Source organism: Pseudonocardia sp. ICBG1142 (assembly GCF_020496255.1).
Taxonomy (GTDB): Bacteria; Actinomycetota; Actinomycetes; order Mycobacteriales; family Pseudonocardiaceae; genus Pseudonocardia.
Window position 1 is genome coordinate 43373 of sequence record NZ_JAHLJC010000012.1, and the last position, 20655, is coordinate 64027.

Below are 20655 nucleotides of genomic sequence, written 5' to 3' on the forward strand. Positions count from 1 at the left end.
GCGCTCCTCAGAGCAGCGAACACGGACACGGACACGACGGGAACCAGCTGTCAACGGCGGCGTGCTGGTCACGGGCCTGGTCCTGGGGTGTCGCGGGCGGCGGCCGAGCCGGCCAGTAGGTCGATCACGCCCCAGGAGGCGAGCAGCGGTCGGAGTGCGTCGGTGACTTTGTCCGGTAGCGGGTCGGGGGTGACGCCGTCGGCTTCGACCGCGGCGTTCGGTGGGATGAACACCGCGTCGTCGAGCAGCGCTGACAGTCGTGGCCCGGTGGCGCCGTCGATCCCGACCGGCCAGCGTTTGGCGCCGTTGACGACCAGCGCGACCACCGGTGCCGCGACACCGGCTTGTACCCAGGTGTCGTGGCGGGCCAGGACTTGTTCGGCGGCGCGTAGCGATGGCCGGGTGGCGCGCACGACCAGCACCGGGCGCGGCATCGGCTCCCCGCCGCGCAGCCAGCCTCCGGCGCCGGAGGTCACCGCCGCTGCGGCCCGCCAGCCGCCGTTGCCCAGATCGGCGACGGTGACGTGCAGCGGTCGCGGTGGCGGGTCGGGGAGCCAGTCCGGCGGTGCGGGCACCATCCCCGGTGTCACACCGGGGAGTGTGGTGTCGAGTCGGGCGAGCAGCGCACCGCGGCCGGGGCGGCCCCCGCGCCAGCTGTAGCGGACCTGGACCTGGTCGGTGACCGGGCGGGTCCACGGCCCGTCCGCGCCGGCGGCCTGAGCGAGCCCGGACCGGGCCGGATCATCAGCATCAACCAGCAGACAGCAGCGTTTGTCCTGGTGGGCGATGTCAGTGATCGCTGCGGCGACCGTCGATGCCCCCGCAGCGGGGGACCCGGCCAGCACGGGGATGACCGCGCCGAACGGTGCCCAGTCCGCCGCCCCGACGTGGTCGGGCCACACCTGCCGTCCCCGGTTCTGCACTGCGGCGACCGTGGCGCCCATCTGCTCAGCCAGGGCGAGCGTGTCAGCAGGACTACCGGCGCGGGCGGTACGGGCCGCAGCCGCCGCGGTCAGGTCCACGATCATCTCCACATCCGTTGCATCCAGGCCCGCACCGCCGCCGCCGCGGCGGGCGGCGGTACCGAGCAGGTGACACAGTTCCGGGACCGACCGCGGCCGCGCCGCCGAACCGGCCGCGGCCGCGGACAGGCCGGGACCTTCCGCGGCGGTGTCGTCGGTCGAGTTGGTGGCGGCGGTCATCGGAGCCCGAGTCGCTTCGAACAGGCCGGCCACGCCGCCCAGCCCTGCACGGCCTGCACTCGTTGGGCGACCTCGATCTGCTCGGCCCGTGACGCCTCGTGCGCGTCGCCTTCGCCGCCGAACGCCCGCCAGGTCGACGGGCTGAACTGCAGGCCGCCGGCGTAGCCGTTACCGGTTCGGGTCGTCCAGTCGCCACCGGACTCGCATTCGGCTAGCTTGTCCCAGGTCGAGTCCGTCGCCGGGGCTACCACACCTCCGTCCGTCGCCTTCGGCGGCGGCTCGCCCCGTCCCGCGGTACCCGGTGCAGTGCTCGGTGGGGTGCTCGGTGCAGTCCGGCGCGGCTGCTCACCGGCAGCGGCGCCGCGCTCGTCGACCGCTCCATCCGGTACCGCGGCCGCCGCTGGCTCGTTCCCAGCCTGCTCACCAGCCGGCTCGTTCTCGTCGGGATCGGTGCCGACGCCCGAACCGCTGTCCGTGCTGCCCTTCGTGCCGCCGCCGGTGCTGCTGGTGTTGTTGCTGGTGGTGGTGCGGTCGAGGGCGTCGAGGAGGTCCTGGGCGACCGGGTCGACCTCGGCCGCGGCGCGGGCCTGCGCGGTCAGCTTCTCGATGCCCGCCGACACCGCTCCCGAACTCGCCGACACCGCCGCGCCACCGGACACGCCGTCCCCGTCCCCGTCCCCGGCGCCGCCGTCGGCGTCGGTGGTGCTGGTGGTGGTGCCGTTTCTGCTGGTCTGGGTGCGGGTGATCGCCGCGCCGGGCCGGGGATCGACCGACACGGCTGACGTCTCTGCCGCCGGCTCCGAGTCCGGTGTCGAGTTCGGTGTCGGGGATGGGCCCGGCGCCCCGTCGTCGACCCGGCCGGTCTGCGCGCTGGACACCTCGTTCTCACCGTCTCGGCTGCCGCTGCCGCTGACGCTGCTGCTGCCGGTGTCGGTAGTAGTGCGGAGCTGGTCGAGGGCGTCGAGGTCGGCGGGTGCGGCGCCCAGCGCGGCGAGACGATCACGATCCAGAGCGTCGAGGACGGTGACGCCGACCTGTGTGGCGTCGCTGCTGCCGTCGGCGCGGATCGCGGTGAGCAGGTCGGTGACCATGCTGATCGCCGCTCGCGCGGTCGCAGCGTCCTCGGCCGCCGGGGCCCGCCCCTGGTTGGTCTGCACGTCGGTGACGACGCGGTTCGACGACGAGGACGCTGGGGGCGGTGCCGCGCTGCTCGGTGCGGGATCGGTCGTGACCTGGTTGTCGTCGTCCCGGCCGCTACCGGTGGTGAGCGCGCCCGTCTTCTCACCGCTGCCGCTGCCGCTGTCGGGGCGTGGGGCAGCGCTGGTCGTCGGTGCTGGTGCTGTCGTGGGCGGTGAGGCTGCCGGGACCGGCGGCGCCGCAGCCCGCGACCGCTCCACCGGTGCCGCGGGTGTGGCTGGTGCGGTGATCGCGGTCCGGGCCTGGTCGAGCGCGCTGAGAGCGGCATCGGCGGCGGCGGTGTCGTCGACGAGGTCCGCTGCGGGCGGCGGGGCCATCAGGTCGGCCGGTGTCGGGCCGAGCCCGGCCGCGGCGAGGCGCACACCGACCTCGCTGAGCTGCGGGTCGGCGCTGTTTAGGTGGTGGAGCTGGTCGGAGACGTCCACGGCGTGCTGGCGCCACCTGACCGACTCGGTGGCGGGCCGGAATCCGAGATCGGTGATCTGTCCGGCCAGAGCGTGGTCGGCCGGGTCGTCAGACAGTGTGAGGTCGGTGAGCAGCGCCCGCGCCTGGTCACGGGTCGCGGACGCGGCGGCGTGCTGACGTGCCGCCGTCGCTTGGTCGCAGGTGCCGGTCGCGGTCAGTCCGAGCACCGCCACCGACCGCCGTTCCGGATCGGTGACGACCGCGGCGGCGTAGCCGCCGCCGAGTAGCGCGGTCGCGGTCAGGACCGCGACCGCGGAGCGGCGCACCCCCACGGTCGGCACCTGAGCAGGCAGACGATCAGACAGCCGATCGGCCAGGCGGCGGCGGGGGACGTGCTCGGCCCACGACGGCCGCGCAGCACGAGACGACCGTCGCCGGGTCGGACGCGGTAGCGGGGACATGCGGGGGAAACCTCCAGGTCAGGGAGCCGGGGAGCACGAGCTGGTGCGGTAGGTCAGGTGCGGCTAGGACGACCTGCCGGTGTTGTTGTTGATCTCGTCGGTGATCGACGTCGACGAATCCGCATCCGTGGAGCCGGCGCTGCCGCCGGAGGTCGTGGACGGGCCCTCACCGGCGGCCAGGCCCCACTGCTTGACCCAGTCGACCTGCATCCGCCCCGGTTCGCCGTCGCCGCGCGGGAACCAGTCAAGCTGCAAACAGAGGTGCATCGGGCCGGGCGGCAAGATCGAAGTGTCGGTGGTCTTCCACCATTCGCGGCCGTCGACGAACGCGGTCACACCGCCGGGTGTCCACTCGACCGCGTAGTTGTGCCACTCGGTGGCGTCGATCTTGAGTTCGCCGTGGACCTGGGAGTTGTCCGCGCCGTAGTGCAGGAACAACTCGATCTTGTCCCGGGACGGATCCATGATCTCGGCGAAGTCGATCTCCCCGCCGACCGGGAAGTTCTCCTCGGTCGGCCACAACAGGGCGAGGGCGTTGTAGGAGGGGGACCCGGTCGGGGCGCGCATCCGCACTTCCCAGCGGCCGTATTTCTGGGAGTGCGCGGTCCAGGCCAGGCCGGCGGTCGTGCCGTCCCCGGTCCCGTCGATCGTCAGAATGCCGTCAGCGACGGTCGCCGCGGCCGGGGAGCGGGTGCCGTTCCCGGCATGCCCGGGGCCGTCGTAGGCGTTCCAGCCGGGCCCCAGCTGTGTGCCGGTGAAGTCGTCGACAACGTCCGGGGCGCCCCAGCCGAACACCTCACCTGCGGTGTCGCCCTGGCCGGGCACGGACGGCAGCGCAGAAGAACCGCCCGGGCCAGGCGCGTCCTGTCCGGTCTGTCCGGTCTGTGCTGGATGCTCGGTGGATCCGTTTTCATGATCATCCGGGTGGTTCCCGGCCTGGTAGCAGGTGGCGGGGATGAAGCCGGGCTGGTCGGCGCCGACGCTGGTCAACGCCGACCGCCACATCTGCGCCCGCTCGCTGGTGTCGCCGTCGAGTTCGGCCAGGACATGCACCGCGGTGATCCGCCAGCCGCACTCGACTCGTGCGGCCGCCGGGACAGGCGCGGCCGGAGCGAACGCGACCGCCAACGACGTCACCGCACCCACCACGGCGGTGACCAGCCCGGAGCCGATCACCGCATACCGGCCTGATGGCCGTCGCGGGCATCGCGGAAGCCGTGGGAGGCCAGACCGTGGGTGCGGCTCTGGAAACCGTCGGCGACCACAGCGGCGAGTTCGAGGACCGCATCCCGCGTCGCCGGGGCCAGGGCGTCGAGGTCGATGATGTCGCCCGTGGCGAGGTGCGGGTCGGCGGGCAGTTCCACCACTGCCCGCACCCTGGAAGCGAAGTAATCCCGGATGACGGTGTCATCGACATACCGGGACTGCCGATCACACGACAGGACGACGACGGCGTCGCGGACCAGGTCCCGATACGGAAACCGGCCCTGGTCGTCCTGGTGGGTGGCCAGCCACTGCAACGTCCGCGCCGCCCGCGACGCCCCGTCTTTCGTCGGCGCACCCACCACGACCAGGGAGTCGGCGTGGCGCAGCGTGCCTTGCATCGCCGAATGCACCAGGCCGGTCCCGCAGTCTGTGAGGAGCAGCTCGTGGTAGATCGAGAGCAGCCGCAGGACACGTTCGTAGTCGCGCTCGGAGAACATCTCCGACAGTTCCGGGGCCTGCTCCGAGGTGAGCACGCGTAAGCGGCCGGCGAGGTGGGTGTAACCCGACAGCTGCGTAGAAGTACGGACCTGGTCCAGGTCGCGTAGTAGGTCCCGCACCGTCCGCTTCCCGGCTTGGGCCTCGCCGACGAGGCGGTCCCCGAGCGTCCCGGCGTCCGGGTTGGCGTCGATGGCGATGACTCGGTCCCCGCGGTACTCGGCCATCGCCAGCCCGAGCACACCGGTACACGTCGTCTTCCCGACACCACCTTTGATGCTGCCGACCGCGACGGAGAACGGCCCGGACAGCGGTGTCGTGACCCGCCGCACCTGGTCTTTCAACCGCAGCTCGGCCTCGGACAGGCCCGGATTCCACCGCCCAGCAGTCATGGCATAGACGGCGGCCCGCCAGCCGTGTGTCGGCGCCGCGAGCTTCGGGCGCACCACATCAGCGAACGCGGCACCATCAGAGAAACCGGCGACCGGAACGTCCTGGCCGCCGAGCGCGGCGGCGGTGTCGGTGTTCCAGAACGCCGCCGCCGGCGCCGCCGGTTCCGGCGGCTCGACAGCAGATCGAACAGTCTGCGGGGCCGCGGCCGGTTCCGTGGACCCGCCCGGATCATCGGGACCAGATGCTCCGGCCGCCGGCGTCTCGGCCGCGGGCGGCGTACCGGGAACCGCCCACGCCGCAGCATCTCCGGTCAACCACGACGGCGTCCCGCCCGACTCCGCCGCCTCCGACGACGACGACACGTGATTACTCGACGACATCAACGACCACCGCCTGTTTCGTCAGCGGTGGGACCGGTGAGCAGACCGGGATCGACGACCAGACGGCCGTCCTCCGGAGCGCGTGTGACGGGCACCGTCATCCGCACCCAGCACGCCTCACCCGCGGCCCAGGCCGCGTCCGTCTCCGGCGGCGCGCAAGAGCGGCCGACCATCCCCGGCACCGCCGCCACCTCCCCGACCTCCGGACCATCGACAGGCACACCGCCGGTGGTGTCGACGCGGACATACGGCGTGGCGCGGACGACGACCTCGACGAACACCACCGTGTCCGAGCGGCGATACAACCGCCCCGGCAACGGGGAATCCGCACGCTGACGGCCCGCGCCGGACCAGCCCCACGTACACGCCGCCGCATCGGCCAGGACCTCGCGCAGGACCTCAGCGCGGCGCCACGGCACGTCCTCGTCGAACGACTGGAAATCGCAGGCGAAGCGGGCAGCGAACGCCGACGCCTCCACGTCCGACACCGGCTCCACCGAACGCACCGCACGGGCGAACGACGGCTCCGCCGGCACGCGGTCGAGAGGCCGCCGCCGCGGCGCCGCCGCTGGGAACGCTTCGTCGAACCTGACCTGCGGCGACGGTAACTCAACATGATCACCAGGATCGGGCGCAGCAGAGCAGTAGTGCCCGGCGGGCCCTCCACGCTGCGCTGCTGGACGGTCCGGTCGTGGGCGCCGCGAGGTAATGACGTGCACGGATGCGGTCCCAAGATCATCCCGAGGTTCTGCACTGTCGGACGCCGTGTCCCGGGAACCGAGTCCTGGCGCTACCAGCCACGGAGAGACGCACTCACTGCTGCGTCGCGACATCAGACCGGCCGATCGCAGCCGGAGACAGACGGGAAGCCGAGTGCCGCACCGTCCATGCTTGCACCGATCATCGCGCCTCCCTCGCATCTGAGCTCCCAAACTATAGACTGGGCGCCGCGGGTCCGCAATACTGCTAGATATATGGCAATGTACCTGGGGAAATCGCAAAGGCGACGGGCCAGCGTGGCCGCCTCGGTGGCGACGGGGACCGCATGCCCTGCTAGGGTCAGCAAACTATAGTTCGGATAGGTGGAGGCGGATGACGCGAAGAACGATCGCCGGGCGAAGTGACCTACCCCTGCCGCAGTGCGCCTACGTGGAGTACGCGTGACGACACGATCAGTTGATGGAACCTTACTCGAAAGACTCAGCTTTCTGTCATCAACCGTGCTGAAGCTGGATCACGAGTCGCGCGGCCTGCGGAGCGACTCGGCGTGGCCGAGACCTGATGCGCGCCGGGTGCTGAGACAGGTGGCTTCGGACGGGAGGGTCGCGCTGTCCGCGGAGGAAGTCGTCCAGGTCGCTGTGGGGATCGGAATCCCCACGGGGTCCCTGACGGCCGATCCAGGGTCCTGGCTCCCGGTCGAAAGCTGCTTCCGGCGACTCGTAGCGCTACGAGAGCAGGACGAAAAATGGCGAGTCCCCATCTTGGGGGCTGACGAAGAAAAGTTCCCCGCATCTTCTTCGGGACCGGAGACCTACGACATGGATATAATATTTTGGGCCACTCCTCGGTGTTGTAGAGGTCTATGGGCCCGCCGAGGGCAGGATCAGATCGCACCTCGCCGACGCAGAGGTCTCCGGAGAAACCCCGCCGACGTGACAGAGCCGTCAGTTGATGTGGAAGTTCTTGAGCGCTGCGCGAGCGTAATTTCCGATCTTAACGAATCCATCGGCCACTTTGACGGGTCGATCCGCGACTACCTGGAACGATTAGAAACCCACAGGGGGCGGCCCATAAAGATGCGAACCTTTTTATTTAGGGAACTCGGAGGAGGTGAGTGTGGAGTATACATCCCGAGGCGAACCTATGACGAGATAGGATTCCCACTGGACGCTCCGCATGCTACGCATATCATCCTGCATGAAGTCGGACACATGGTGCTCGACCATGCCGCGGCGCGGAGGCCGGAAGATTCCCCTCTATTTCGAAGCATGGCCAGCATTACTCCTGAGGCGCTGACAGTTTATCTCGGGAGGAGCGTCTACGAGGACTGCGCGGAACGTGAAGCGGAGGCGTTCGCTACCTGCTTGTCCGCTGCAGCCGCCTCGCCCGAGCCGAAATCGGAGACAGAAGGTGCAGTGAGTGACACTGTAGCTCTTCGCATGAGAACGACTTTCGGCGGGTGAGGAGTGCAGCCGAAGAGCTGTCGACTGGAGTAGCTTTACTGCATTGCAAGCTTGACGAAGGAGACCTGTTGGGCACATCAGAAGGCCAGGAATCCCAGCTGAACCACAATCCTAGCGATTCATTTGCTGACCGCTTGAACTATCTGTTCGACCATCTTTATCCCGCTGGGCGAGGACCTTATTCAAATTCTGAAGTCGCAGCCGGAGTGCGACAAGCCGGATATAAAGCGACCAGTCAGTACGTGCGGGTACTCCGCCGCGGGCAACGCAAAAACCCCACCCTGGACTTCATAGGCGGTTTAGCTGAATTCTTTAGAATTCCAGCTGGGTACTTCTTCGACGGACCCGAAGCGGAAGACATTAAAAAGCAGATAGAAATCCTCGTAGCGGCACGAAGCGCGGACGTGAAGGAGATTTTCTTTCGGAGCACACAGATCGGGGAGCAGGATCGGGAGGTTGTCCTGCGCATCTTGCGAAGCTTCTCGGGAAACACAGATTGCGACTCGCAGGAAGGGGGTGGGTAGCGGCACTCAGGCGCTCCGCATCGAGCATTACAACCCATATATCCAACGCAGAAAGAGTTTAGCGGCGAGATGTCTCCTGCCGAAGTTGCCAACACTACGGTGTACTATCTGTTTCCCGTGGTCTGTTTCTGTGTCGCTACTATACGATGGCGACTTCACCGACGGAAGGTGGGTAGAACTACACCGCCAGAAGTACGGGCAATGTTGTTGTACATGGCGAGCTTGGGGCTCGCAGTGGCCGTCATGGCCCCACCCAGCAGGGACATTATAGATATTGTTTACCCCAACATTTCCCAGCTTCTGGGAAATGTTCTGGTTCTTGCGGCAGGGTTGAGCGTTACCGCTGTAGTGGCGTTTAGTCAGTTGGACTTGCTTTCAGCGCGGCGGCTCATTCTGCGCCGTGCCGCGGTCCTGTCGGTTGCTTCCGCTGGAATGGCAGCATGTTTCGCGGCAACGCATATCAGTGAGGCCGTTTTCCTGGTCCCCCGGCTACATCCATCGGTGATCGCTTATTACACGATATACAGTGTTGGGTTCGGGTGGGCGATAATCGGTCTTACTGTTCTTTTGTCCAAGCAGCTCCGCTTGGAGCCGGAAGCATGGCGTCGCGTCAGTCTGCATCTTCATCGCACCGTATGCGCTGTAGTACTGCTCTATCTGGCCGGGCGTTTGTGGAGCGTCGGCGCCTACTCTGTTGGGCTCCTCCCGAGGTGGGGGACAATCCACAAGGACTCGCTGGAACTCGTCATCAGCACGGTACTTCCGCTAGTCGCACTAGTCCTCGGCACTCTCGGTTGGCTCTCGCGGTTTTGGGCGCCCCAATTCGTCAAACTTATCGTCCGCAAACAAATTGACTATCGGCATCAGCGCCTCTACCGCCGACTCAGGCCACTCTGGGAGCTCATCGCCCAAGGTAACCTGAAGGACCTATACTTCGCCGAGCGTCACCAATCGTCTGTCAGCCCCACAACACGTTTGTGCGGGCGAGTCTTTGAAATCTGCGACATTGAACTCCGCGCTTCCCGTCATGTGACCGAAGCTGAGAAGGACGTCGCGGTGACCCGTGAAATCGTCGCCGGGCGCGGCCACCTAGGCGTGTCCGCTCTCAGCGACGCCTACGTGTTCGCGAGGGGAGTGGCCGCCGAGCAAGAACCAGGCAAGGAGAAGGAGAAGGAGAAGGAGAAGGAGAAGGAGAAGGAGACTCCCGAGGTTGATGCCATTCCGGAGATGGACATCGAAGCTCAGGCGCGACGGCTGTTGCGAGCCTATCATGCTCTTCGTGCGGCACCTGATTTATATCGAATGCTCACTTCACCTCTGTCGGGCTCGGACTTGAGCCCGACAGAAAATCAGACAACCAGCTAGGGTAGCGTTTCACGGACTATGGCATCTCCTGATCGAGTGTCCGGCCACACTCAAACGGTCATCAACCGGACAGCCCGCGTGCTGACTGAGATTTTAGCCCCATCCGTGGTAGTCGCACTGCTGCCACTGGCCCTCGCTTGGGTTGTTACGCGTGCGCTGCTCCCGACACTAGGATGGGGACTACTCATCGCTCTCACGAGTAGCATTCTGCCGATGGCGGTAATCGTCTGGGGGGCCCGCACCGGCCGGTGGGACGGCCACCATGTCCGTAACCGACGAGGGCGGCTGGTCCCCCTGCTCGCCACTATCGGGTTCAGCACCATCGGCCTGGGACTGCTCATCGTTCTCCGCGCGCCATGGCCGCTCATCGCCCTCGATCTCACACTGCTCGCCACACTGTTCGTCACCAGCGCGATCACTCTTGCATGGAAAGTCTCGATCCACGCCGCTGTCTGCATGAGCGCGGTGGCGATCATGGCCACTGCAAGCGGCCCGGAATGGTGGGCGGCAGCGCTGTTAGTAGGTGCAGTTGCCTGGTCGCGCGTGCATCTTCATGACCACACCACAGCACAGGTAATCGTCGGTGCACTGACAGGGCTACTTGCCGGTGGAATGTTTACACTGTTAATCCTATAGAAACTTCAAGAAGAGAGGGTGACGTGCGATGTGCGGTCGCCTTGGATAGGAAGAGCTGAAATATGTCATCTGATTACAGACAGGGCAACCGTGATTAACACCGGAGCAGGCGGCCTGCGGGCCCCGGACCTTCCGGATATCCCGTTGTTCGGTGGTGTCACGGTCGGTCAGGTGTTCGTGGCGGTCGCGGCGGTCGTGGTGCCCGCGACCGTGGTCGGGCATGTGCTGGTGTTGTGGGCGTGGGCCCGCGGCTGGGAACCGCGCCGGCTGCGCAACCTCGCCCTGGTCGTCGTGGCCGCTGCGGCGCTGGCCGGGCCGATCGTCGGCATGCTGCCCTGGTGGGGCCTGGAGCTGACGGCCTCGGCGGTGCGTCAGGCATGGGACGGGCACTACCTGCCCGCTGGGATCGACTCCGCCGCGGCGACCGCCCCTCTGGTGGCGATCACGTCCTGGGTGTGGTGGCACCTCTACACCAAGCGGATGCGGTCCGGTGTCGCCCAGGCCGCCGGGGAACGCCACGTCCGCCGCCAGCTACACATCCGCGCCGGTGCGGCGGCCCGCCGCGCCCGCCGCGAGCGCACCCCACTGGCCAGCCACGGCCGTGACGGCACACCGTCGGTCGTCCTCGGCCCACGTTATGACACCGTCCGCGCCCAGCCGGACCTACTCACCGACACCCTGCGTCGACGCGCCGCGCCGTGGTTACAGGTCCCGATGCCCGCGATCGCCCTTCACGCCGTCTGCCTGGCCGAGACCGGCGCCGGGAAGACCACGATGCTGGTGCGCTGCTCGGCGTGCTGGATGGACATCGCCTGGGCCGCCTACAACCAGCAGCAGAGCACCGCCGGGGCGGGCGGATCACGGCCGTTGGTGATCTTCCTGGCGGCGAAAGGCGGACCCGACGCCGCCGACGATGCCCGGGACTGGGCCGACGCCATGGAAGACCTAGGCCTGCACCCGGACCGTGTCGGGGTGTTCCCGTTCGAGACCCGGCTGAACATGTGGCGCATGCCCGCCACCCAGCTGCGCGCCGCCCTGCACAAACTCGCGAAAACCGATCACCGCTTCTACGACGTCCTCCAACGCGGCCTGCTCCACCTGATCATCGACGCACCCACCGAGAAACCGCCCGCGTCGTCGGCGGAGTTCCTGCAACGCCTCGACCCGGCCTGGCTCACGGCGGCGTGGGCGGGACATCCGGTCGAGGAACGCGCCATCGCCGCCCTGACCAAGACCACCGGCGGCGGAGCGGGCGCCTCATCGCTCGACAGCGACCTGTTGCTGTTCGCGGATTTGTTCCGCAGCATCGGCGGCGACTTCGACGCCGGGCAGCCCTTGTCGGACTTCGACGCCCTCTACGTCTCCGTGCCCGGCGCCACCGACCAGGTCGTCGCGGCCACGAAGACCGCCGTCCTCATCGAACTCCTGACCTACGAACTCGGTGTCGCTCACGACGGGCAACGCCGGCAGGTGCTGTTCGTCATCGACGAGTTCTCCGCGGTCTCCGGTGACACCGCGGGCGATGTCATCAACCTCGTCGAACGCCTCCGTTCCCTGGGCGGGTCGGTCATCGTCTCCGCCCAGTCCTATGAAGGCCTCGCCGACACCGAGGACCAACGCCGCCGTCTGCTGGGCGCGATGGGCGGCGGTGCCCTGCTCGGCCGCACCAGCAACGCCGAAGCGTTGGCCGAGCGGTTCGGGACGCGGCTGGTCGACGAAGTCGGCTACCAACTCGACGGTGGCCGTATGACCGGTGTCGGGACCGTGCGCCGCCAGCACACCTACCTACTCGACCCGAACCGACTCCGCCAACTCCCCCGCCACCACCTCGCCTACGCCACCCCCGACCAGGTCATCTACGGCGTCGTCGCCCCACTCACCCGCTCGGCCGCGATCGCCGGTTCACCGCACCGCGACGCCCCGACTTCCGGGCCGGCGCTGACGCGTCGGCAGTTGACCGCCGGCCAGGCCGCCGCAGTGAACAGGCGGCTCCGCCGCCCCGGCACCACGACCGGTAACGGCGCCCGGGCCACCGGCGGCGGAGATGGCCAGGCCCCGGACTGGACCGGGGACGACTGGACACACGACACCAGCAACGAGGACCCACGATGAGCCCGAGCCCGAGTGTCCATCCTGAACAGGCGCGGGCCGCCGCCGCGGCGCTGCTCGGTGTCCCCGCCGGCGCCTCACCTGAGCTGCTGCGGACCGCGTGGCGGGCCGCGGCCCGCCATCACCACCCCGACCGGGGCGGCGACCCGGAACGGTTCATCGCCCTGACCAGCGCCTACGAACTACTCACCACACCACCAGCGCCACCGCGAGCAACTCCACACACGACGACACCGGCGGGGCCGGCGGGGCCGCGCGCGTCGGCGCCGGCCATCGGTGGGCTTCTGTTCCTACGGACTTTCGGGCTGCTCGCTGCCGTCGGTGTCCTCACCGCTGGTGTCGCCCTGGTCGCCGCGCCGGTCGTGGCCGCGATGGTCGCGTTGCTGGGCGCGGTAGCGGCTGCCCACCATGTCTACCTGGCCGCCGCCCACGCTGAATCCCGCTCGCCGGTAAGCGGTCCCTGACTGTGGGGCGGGCGCCGTCCAGACCGCGTTTACTCCGACCGCGAAACAGGAACTCCGGCGCCCGCCACCAGCGACGATAGCCTCAACCGGTCGTCGTGTGTGTCCGACGAGGTCACCGGATGCCCGACGACGGACCGACACCACGCCCGTCTCGACGGCTGCTCTTCCTCGATACAAGGCCGCCCGAGCGGTGCTCAGGTTCAGTCAAGGGGCGGCGTAGCCGATCGCGTAGCGACGCCGCTCGCGGCGCCCTTGGCGGGTTCTGGGCACCGTTCGACACTGGGGCCGCTTCGAGGGAGGGCACACCGCAGCTTCGCCTCGATGACCGGCACCGAGAGCACTCCGCGCACCGGAAGCGCGCGCCCGGCGCCGGTCGTGATCCGCTCCCAGCCCGGCGCTACCTGTCCACGCCGAGGCCGAGGTCGAGCGCGGTCTGCGACCGCCACGCCGCGAACGCTTGATGAAGGTCGGCGGGGATGCTGAGCCGGACGGTCGTGGGCCGCCCGAAACCGGCGCCGATCTGACGTACCTGGCCTGGTAGCTGCTGCGGGTTCATCCGGTCTGTTCGCGGTCGGGGCAGGTCTGGTCGTTACAAGCCTGCCAGCCGAGGAACTCCCCCGGGGCCAGCCACGCCGGGGCCGCGGTGGCGGCATAGAGGTTCTCAACCTGGGCGATGCTCATGTCCAGGTCGTAGCAGACCGTCGGGTCGGCGGCGAGCCGGACGAACGCGGTCTTCGCGATCCGGGCGGCGAAACCGATCGCGGTCTGCGGGGACCGGGCGATCACGATCGTCGCCAGGCCGACACCGAGACCGGGGACGAGGTCGGCTTTCGTCCCGACCAGCTTCCCGCCGTGCTCGCCCTGCTGGCGGCGCATCGCGGTCCGTAACGGCGCCGCGATCGCTGTCCCGACCTGCGGCGACACCTCAAGAAGTTGCATCACGCAATGAAAATTCTTCGCCACCAGCGCGCCCCCACAGGTCCAGGTCCAGGATAGTCCGATTCATGCCGCGTTAGTCGATCTTGCGGGTACTGGTCTGGAGACCGTCGGCGCCGACGATCCTGCTGGCGAGGTGTTCGATCTCGGCGGTGGTGAACCGGTCGGGTAGCGCGATCGGGAGCAGCCGGAAACCGTCGCGGATGGTGTTGAGCGCGGTCGCGAGCCCGGCGACGTGGTTCCGGGCGACGACGTCGATCTCCACGCTGAGCAGGTCACGGTCGTGTCCGTGACGAGCCGGGTTCAGGATGACCGCGGCGACCGCGCGGGACAACACACCGCGCCACAACAGCCCCGTGAAGTGCTCACCCAGGACCTCCGCCGCCCCGGGAAGGTCCTTCCCGGGCAGATCGAAATCCTGACGGCAGACGACCAACACCGCGTTCACGCCCACGCCCACCGGCCTCATCGTCCTCACCGCGCCGACCGCCGCGGCCCCGGCTCCCAACACGGAACCTCGGTGATGTCCCGGATCGCCCACTTCAGCTGCGGCGCCAACGCCTCCGGGTTCCGAGCCCGCGCCCGCCGCGCCCGGTCCCGCTCCACAAACTCCCCCGCAACATCCTGAACCTGCCCCAACACATTCGGCGCACACCAATACATCACACCGACACACTCCAACTCCCGAGCACGGTCCACCACCGCCGACAACAAACCCGCCACCATATCCGCCTCCCCATTCTTCGGCGGCGACTCCAAATAACGCGACCGCGTCTTCCGCGACAACTCCACCTCCACCAAAGCACGCCGCCCATCCGGGAAAACCTCAACCCCATCCGGCATATGCGGCACCGGCACACCACGCGGACGCCACCCCGTTAAATGCTGCAACGTCCGCTCCGACACCCAACGCCCCACATCCAAACCCACCCGATGAAACCGCACCGCCGCCACCGCACGCACATGCCCCGACACCGTCTGCCGCGGACGCCACCCCGGAACATCCCACCCCAACAACTCCCGAACCAACGTCCGCGACGGCCACACCCACATCGCCCCCGCATCCACCTTCCCCGTACACACCCACCCCGCACGCTTCCAACGACCCACCACCGCATGCGCCGCCTGCGCCGACACCCCCAACACACTCGACAACAAATCCAGAGGCAACCCATACTGATGCGCAGCAATCTCCAACAAACCCGTATCCCGCGCCGTCAACACCACCGAACCCGCATCCCGACGCCGCGCACGCACCCGCTCACCGACTTCACCCAACACCACAACCACCCTTTCCTGCTACCCATCCAAAATATTCCGCCAACAACATCGCACACCACCGAGGCGTCAGCGAGGCGAACAACCCCACCCACCGCAAAAGATCACCACCCAACCCGACCACCCCGATAAACCGAGGGTTTGACTGCGCCGATGCGCAGCGAGGCGAACAACCCACCTACGAGCAGATACGCCCAACCCAACCCAACCACCACCTCCCCCACAGTCTGTTGACTTTGCCTTTGACCTTGCTTTTTTAAAGGCATTGAACTTCGTACTAGAACACTGGGGTCACTCCGTGACCCGGTCGGGCTGGGGGGCCGGGGCCCGACACCACCGCCGGCCGTCAGCGAAGCAGGCTGGGGGTGGTGTCGGGCCCCGGCCCCCCAGCCCGACCGGGTCACGGAGTGACCCCAGTGTTCTAGTACGAAGTTCAATGCCTTTAAAAAAGCAAGGTCAAAGGCAAAGTCAACAGACTGTGGGGGAGGTGGTGGTTGGGTTGGGTTGGGCGTATCTGCTCGTAGGTGGGTTGTTCGCCTCGCTGCGCATCGGCGCAGTCAAACCCTCGGTTTATCGGGGTGGTCGGGTTGGGTGGTGATCTTTTGCGGTGGGTGGGGTTGTTCGCCTCGCTGACGCCTCGGTGGTGTGCGATGTTGTTGGCGGAATATTTTGGATGGGTAGCAGGAAAGGGTGGTTGTGGTGTTGGGTGAAGTCGGTGAGCGGGTGCGTGCGCGGCGTCGGGATGCGGGTTCGGTGGTGTTGACGGCGCGGGATACGGGTTTGTTGGAGATTGCTGCGCATCAGTATGGGTTGCCTCTGGATTTGTTGTCGAGTGTGTTGGGGGTGTCGGCGCAGGCGGCGCATGCGGTGGTGGGTCGTTGGAAGCGTGCGGGGTGGGTGTGTACGGGGAAGGTGGATGCGGGGGCGATGTGGGTGTGGCCGTCGCGGACGTTGGTTCGGGAGTTGTTGGGGTGGGATGTTCCGGGGTGGCGTCCGCGGCAGACGGTGTCGGGGCATGTGCGTGCGGTGGCGGCGGTGCGGTTTCATCGGGTGGGTTTGGATGTGGGGCGTTGGGTGTCGGAGCGGACGTTGCAGCATTTAACGGGGTGGCGTCCGCGTGGTGTGCCGGTGCCGCATATGCCGGATGGGGTTGAGGTTTTCCCGGATGGGCGGCGTGCTTTGGTGGAGGTGGAGTTGTCGCGGAAGACGCGGTCGCGTTATTTGGAGTCGCCGCCGAAGAATGGGGAGGCGGATATGGTGGCGGGTTTGTTGTCGGCGGTGGTGGACCGTGCTCGGGAGTTGGAGTGTGTCGGTGTGATGTATTGGTGTGCGCCGAATGTGTTGGGGCAGGTTCAGGATGTTGCGGGGGAGTTTGTGGAGCGGGACCGGGCGCGGCGGGCGCGGGCTCGGAACCCGGAGGCGTTGGCGCCGCAGCTGAAGTGGGCGATCCGGGACATCACCGAGGTTCCGTGTTGGGAGCCGGGGCCGCGGCGGTCGGCGCGGTGAGGACGATGAGGCCGGTGGGCGTGGGCGTGAACGCGGTGTTGGTCGTCTGCCGTCAGGATTTCGATCTGCCCGGGAAGGACCTTCCCGGGGCGGCGGAGGTCCTGGGTGAGCACTTCACGGGGCTGTTGTGGCGCGGTGTGTTGTCCCGCGCGGTCGCCGCGGTCATCCTGAACCCGGCTCGTCACGGACACGACCGTGACCTGCTCAGCGTGGAGATCGACGTCGTCGCCCGGAACCACGTCGCCGGGCTCGCGACCGCGCTCAACACCATCCGCGACGGTTTCCGGCTGCTCCCGATCGCGCTACCCGACCGGTTCACCACCGCCGAGATCGAACACCTCGCCAGCAGGATCGTCGGCGCCGACGGTCTCCAGACCAGTACCCGCAAGATCGACTAACGCGGCATGAATCGGACTATCCTGGACCTGGACCTGTGGGGGCGCGCTGGTGGCGAAGAATTTTCATTGCGTGATGCAACTTCTTGAGGTGTCGCCGCAGGTCGGGACAGCGATCGCGGCGCCGTTACGGACCGCGATGCGCCGCCAGCAGGGCGAGCACGGCGGGAAGCTGGTCGGGACGAAAGCCGACCTCGTCCCCGGTCTCGGTGTCGGCCTGGCGACGATCGTGATCGCCCGGTCCCCGCAGACCGCGATCGGTTTCGCCGCCCGGATCGCGAAGACCGCGTTCGTCCGGCTCGCCGCCGACCCGACGGTCTGCTACGACCTGGACATGAGCATCGCCCAGGTTGAGAACCTCTATGCCGCCACCGCGGCCCCGGCGTGGCTGGCCCCGGGGGAGTTCCTCGGCTGGCAGGCTTGTAACGACCAGACCTGCCCCGACCGCGAACAGACCGGATGAACCCGCAGCAGCTACCAGGCCAGGTACGTCAGATCGGCGCCGGTTTCGGGCGGCCCACGACCGTCCGGCTCAGCATCCCCGCCGACCTTCATCAAGCGTTCGCGGCGTGGCGGTCGCAGACCGCGCTCGACCTCGGCCTCGGCGTGGACAGGTAGCGCCGGGCTGGGAGCGGATCACGACCGGCGCCGGGCGCGCGCTTCCGGTGCGCGGAGTGCTCTCGGTGCCGGTCATCGAGGCGAAGCTGCGGTGTGCCCTCCCTCGAAGCGGCCCCAGTGTCGAACGGTGCCCAGAACCCGCCAAGGGCGCCGCGAGCGGCGTCGCTACGCGATCGGCTACGCCGCCCCTTGACTGAACCTGAGCACCGCTCGGGCGGCCTTGTATCGAGGAAGAGCAGCCGTCGAGACGGGCGTGGTGTCGGTCCGTCGTCGGGCATCCGGTGACCTCGTCGGACACACACGACGACCGGTTGAGGCTATCGTCGCTGGTGGCGGGCGCCGGAGTTCCTGTTTCGCGGTCGGAGTAAACGCGGTCTGGACGGCGCCCGCCCCACAGTCAGGGACCGCTTACCGGCGAGCGGGATTCAGCGTGGGCGGCGGCCAGGTAGACATGGTGGGCAGCCGCTACCGCGCCCAGCAACGCGACCATCGCGGCCACGACCGGCGCGGCGACCAGGGCGACACCAGCGGTGAGGACACCGACGGCAGCGAGCAGCCCGAAAGTCCGTAGGAACAGAAGCCCACCGATGGCCGGCGCCGACGCGCGCGGCCCCGCCGGCCCCGCCGGTGTCGTCGTGTGTGGAGTTGCTCGCGGTGGCGCTGGTGGTGTGGTGAGTAGTTCGTAGGCGCTGGTCAGGGCGATGAACCGTTCCGGGTCGCCGCCCCGGTCGGGGTGGTGATGGCGGGCCGCGGCCCGCCACGCGGTCCGCAGCAGCTCAGGTGAGGCGCCGGCGGGGACACCGAGCAGCGCCGCGGCGGCGGCCCGCGCCTGTTCAGGATGGACACTCGGGCTCGGGCTCATCGTGGGTCCTCGTTGCTGGTGTCGTGTGTCCAGTCGTCCCCGGTCCAGTCCGGGGCCTGGCCATCTCCGCCGCCGGTGGCCCGGGCGCCGTTACCGGTCGTGGTGCCGGGGCGGCGGAGCCGCCTGTTCACTGCGGCGGCCTGGCCGGCGGTCAACTGCCGACGCGTCAGCGCCGGCCCGGAAGTCGGGGCGTCGCGGTGCGGTGAACCGGCGATCGCGGCCGAGCGGGTGAGTGGGGCGACGACGCCGTAGATGACCTGGTCGGGGGTGGCGTAGGCGAGGTGGTGGCGGGGGAGTTGGCGGAGTCGGTTCGGGTCGAGTAGGTAGGTGTGCTGGCGGCGCACGGTCCCGACACCGGTCATACGGCCACCGTCGAGTTGGTAGCCGACTTCGTCGACCAGCCGCGTCCCGAACCGCTCGGCCAACGCTTCGGCGTTGCTGGTGCGGCCGAGCAGGGCACCGCCGCCCATCGCGCCCAGCAGACGGCGGCGTTGGTCCTCGGTGTCGGCGAGGCCTTCATAGGACTGGGCGGAGACGATGACCGACCCGCCCAGGGAACGGAGGCGTTCGACGAGGTTGATGACATCGCCCGCGGTGTCACCGGAGACCGCGGAGAACTCGTCGATGACGAACAGCACCTGCCGGCGTTGCCCGTCGTGAGCGACACCGAGTTCGTAGGTCAGGAGTTCGATGAGGACGGCGGTCTTCGTGGCCGCGACGACCTGGTCGGTGGCGCCGGGCACGGAGACGTAGAGGGCGTCGAAGTCCGACAAGGGCTGCCCGGCGTCGAAGTCGCCGCCGATGCTGCGGAACAAATCCGCGAACAGCAACAGGTCGCTGTCGAGCGATGAGGCGCCCGCTCCGCCGCCGGTGGTCTTGGTCAGGGCGGCGATGGCGCGTTCCTCGACCGGATGTCCCGCCCACGCCGCCGTGAGCCAGGCCGGGTCGAGGCGTTGCAGGAACTCCGCCGACGACGCGGGCGGTTTCTCGGTGGGTGCGTCGATGATCAGGTGGAGCAGGCCGCGTTGGAGGACGTCGTAGAAGCGGTGATCGGTTTTCGCGAGTTTGTGCAGGGCGGCGCGCAGCTGGGTGGCGGGCATGCGCCACATGTTCAGCCGGGTCTCGAACGGGAACACCCCGACACGGTCCGGGTGCAGGCCTAGGTCTTCCATGGCGTCGGCCCAGTCCCGGGCATCGTCGGCGGCGTCGGGTCCGCCTTTCGCCGCCAGGAAGATCACCAACGGCCGTGATCCGCCCGCCCCGGCGGTGCTCTGCTGCTGGTTGTAGGCGGCCCAGGCGATGTCCATCCAGCACGCCGAGCAGCGCACCAGCATCGTGGTCTTCCCGGCGCCGGTCTCGGCCAGGCAGACGGCGTGAAGGGCGATCGCGGGCATCGGGACCTGTAACCACGGCGCGGCGCGTCGACGCAGGGTGTCGGTGAGTAGGTCCGGCTGGGCGCGGACGGTGTCATAACGTGGGCCGAGGACGACCGACGGTGTGCCGTCACGGCCGTGGCTGGCCAGTGGGGTGCGCTCGCGGCGGGCGCGGCGGGCCGCCGCACCGGCGCGGATGTGTAGCTGGCGGCGGACGTGGCGTTCCCCGGCGGCCTGGGCGACACCGGACCGCATCCGCTTGGTGTAGAGGTGCCACCACACCCAGGACGTGATCGCCACCAGAGGGGCGGTCGCCGCGGCGGAGTCGATCCCAGCGGGCAGGTAGTGCCCGTCCCATGCCTGACGCACCGCCGAGGCCGTCAGCTCCAGGCCCCACCAGGGCAGCATGCCGACGATCGGCCCGGCCAGCGCCGCAGCGGCCACGACGACCAGGGCGAGGTTGCGCAGCCGGCGCGGTTCCCAGCCGCGGGCCCACGCCCACAACACCAGCACATGCCCGACCACGGTCGCGGGCACCACGACCGCCGCGACCGCCACGAACACCTGACCGACCGTGACACCACCGAACAACGGGATATCCGGAAGGTCCGGGGCCCGCAGGCCGCCTGCTCCGGTGTTAATCACGGTTGCCCTGTCTGTAATCAGA

The 20655-nt window shown here is 68.3% G+C and carries 18 protein-coding genes; 8 read left to right on the forward strand and 10 right to left on the reverse strand.

The features are described 5' to 3' along the window. Window positions 1-68 precede the first annotated feature (68 nt). From KPL59_RS12350 to KPL59_RS12370, 5 genes are all read right to left on the reverse strand, one after another. Window positions 69-1202, reverse strand: coding sequence for a hypothetical protein (locus KPL59_RS12350; protein WP_226360893.1), 1134 nt, complete (start codon window positions 1200-1202; stop codon window positions 69-71). Next, window positions 1199-3145, reverse strand: coding sequence for a transglycosylase family protein (locus KPL59_RS36865; protein WP_308187872.1), 1947 nt, complete (start codon window positions 3143-3145; stop codon window positions 1199-1201). The genes KPL59_RS12350 and KPL59_RS36865 overlap by 4 nt, the downstream gene beginning before the upstream one ends. Window positions 3146-3328: 183 nt before the next feature. After that, window positions 3329-4441, reverse strand: coding sequence for a glycoside hydrolase family 16 protein (locus KPL59_RS12360; RefSeq protein ID WP_226360861.1), 1113 nt, complete (start codon window positions 4439-4441; stop codon window positions 3329-3331). Then, window positions 4438-5739 (reverse strand): MinD/ParA family protein, encoded by a 1302-nt coding sequence (locus tag KPL59_RS12365; RefSeq protein WP_226360862.1) that lies wholly within the window; start codon window positions 5737-5739, stop codon window positions 4438-4440. The genes KPL59_RS12360 and KPL59_RS12365 overlap by 4 nt, the downstream gene beginning before the upstream one ends. Beyond that, window positions 5739-6236 carry a hypothetical protein gene (locus KPL59_RS12370; protein WP_226360863.1) on the reverse strand — a complete coding sequence of 166 codons (498 nt, stop codon included), beginning with the start codon at window positions 6234-6236 and terminating at the stop codon, window positions 5739-5741. The genes KPL59_RS12365 and KPL59_RS12370 overlap by 1 nt, the downstream gene beginning before the upstream one ends. Before the next feature lie 1820 nt (window positions 6237-8056). Between KPL59_RS12370 and KPL59_RS12375 the strand changes: the two genes are divergently transcribed. From KPL59_RS12375 to KPL59_RS12395, 5 genes are all read left to right on the forward strand, one after another. Continuing rightward, window positions 8057-8446, forward strand: a complete 390-nt coding sequence (locus KPL59_RS12375; protein WP_226353151.1) for a hypothetical protein — start codon at window positions 8057-8059, stop codon at window positions 8444-8446. Between the two features lie 201 nt (window positions 8447-8647). Then, a complete protein-coding gene (locus tag KPL59_RS12380) occupies window positions 8648-9811 on the forward strand; it encodes a DUF6545 domain-containing protein (protein ID WP_226360864.1) in 1164 nt (387 codons plus the stop codon). A 213-nt stretch (window positions 9812-10024) separates the two neighbouring features. Continuing rightward, window positions 10025-10447 (forward strand): hypothetical protein, encoded by a 423-nt coding sequence (locus KPL59_RS12385; protein ID WP_308187873.1) that lies wholly within the window; start codon window positions 10025-10027, stop codon window positions 10445-10447. Window positions 10448-10618: 171 nt separating this feature from the next. Beyond that, window positions 10619-12559, forward strand: a complete 1941-nt coding sequence (locus KPL59_RS36870) for a TraM recognition domain-containing protein (RefSeq protein ID WP_226360866.1) — start codon at window positions 10619-10621, stop codon at window positions 12557-12559. Continuing rightward, the gene (locus KPL59_RS12395) at window positions 12556-13020 is read left to right on the forward strand and encodes a J domain-containing protein (protein WP_226360867.1); all 465 of its coding nucleotides are present in this window, start codon (window positions 12556-12558) and stop codon (window positions 13018-13020) included. Before KPL59_RS36870 ends, KPL59_RS12395 begins: the two co-directional genes overlap by 4 nt. Window positions 13021-13417: 397 nt before the next feature. On the opposite strand, the gene KPL59_RS12400 is transcribed toward KPL59_RS12395, so the two are convergent. The 3 genes from KPL59_RS12400 to KPL59_RS12410 all read right to left on the reverse strand — a co-directional run bounded on the left by KPL59_RS12400 (window position 13418) and on the right by KPL59_RS12410 (window position 14416). After that, window positions 13418-13576: a hypothetical protein gene (locus tag KPL59_RS12400; protein ID WP_226360868.1), complete on the reverse strand. Its 159-nt coding sequence runs from the start codon at window positions 13574-13576 to the stop codon at window positions 13418-13420. After that, window positions 13573-13959, reverse strand: a complete 387-nt coding sequence (locus tag KPL59_RS12405) for a hypothetical protein (protein ID WP_226360869.1) — start codon at window positions 13957-13959, stop codon at window positions 13573-13575. The genes KPL59_RS12400 and KPL59_RS12405 overlap by 4 nt, the downstream gene beginning before the upstream one ends. A gap of 73 nt (window positions 13960-14032) precedes the next feature. Then, on the reverse strand, window positions 14033-14416 hold the full coding sequence (locus tag KPL59_RS12410) for a hypothetical protein (protein WP_226360784.1): 384 nt from the start codon (window positions 14414-14416) through the stop codon (window positions 14033-14035). A gap of 2338 nt (window positions 14417-16754) precedes the next feature. Here KPL59_RS12410 and KPL59_RS12415 point away from each other — a divergent pair. The 3 genes from KPL59_RS12415 to KPL59_RS12425 all read left to right on the forward strand — a co-directional run bounded on the left by KPL59_RS12415 (window position 16755) and on the right by KPL59_RS12425 (window position 17753). Further along, window positions 16755-17138, forward strand: coding sequence for a hypothetical protein (locus tag KPL59_RS12415; protein WP_226360784.1), 384 nt, complete (start codon window positions 16755-16757; stop codon window positions 17136-17138). A 73-nt stretch (window positions 17139-17211) separates the two neighbouring features. Further along, window positions 17212-17598 carry a hypothetical protein gene (locus KPL59_RS12420; protein WP_226360869.1) on the forward strand — a complete coding sequence of 129 codons (387 nt, stop codon included), beginning with the start codon at window positions 17212-17214 and terminating at the stop codon, window positions 17596-17598. Continuing rightward, entirely contained in the window at window positions 17595-17753 is a 159-nt protein-coding gene (locus KPL59_RS12425; RefSeq protein ID WP_226360868.1) for a hypothetical protein, read from the forward strand. The genes KPL59_RS12420 and KPL59_RS12425 overlap by 4 nt, the downstream gene beginning before the upstream one ends. Window positions 17754-18150: 397 nt before the next feature. On the opposite strand, the gene KPL59_RS12430 is transcribed toward KPL59_RS12425, so the two are convergent. Together KPL59_RS12430 and KPL59_RS36875 are read right to left on the reverse strand one after the other, a co-directional pair. Beyond that, window positions 18151-18615, reverse strand: a complete 465-nt coding sequence (locus KPL59_RS12430) for a J domain-containing protein (protein WP_226360867.1) — start codon at window positions 18613-18615, stop codon at window positions 18151-18153. Further along, on the reverse strand, window positions 18612-20552 hold the full coding sequence (locus KPL59_RS36875) for a TraM recognition domain-containing protein (RefSeq protein ID WP_226360866.1): 1941 nt from the start codon (window positions 20550-20552) through the stop codon (window positions 18612-18614). Before KPL59_RS36875 ends, KPL59_RS12430 begins: the two co-directional genes overlap by 4 nt. Between the last annotated feature and the right edge of the window lie 103 nt (window positions 20553-20655).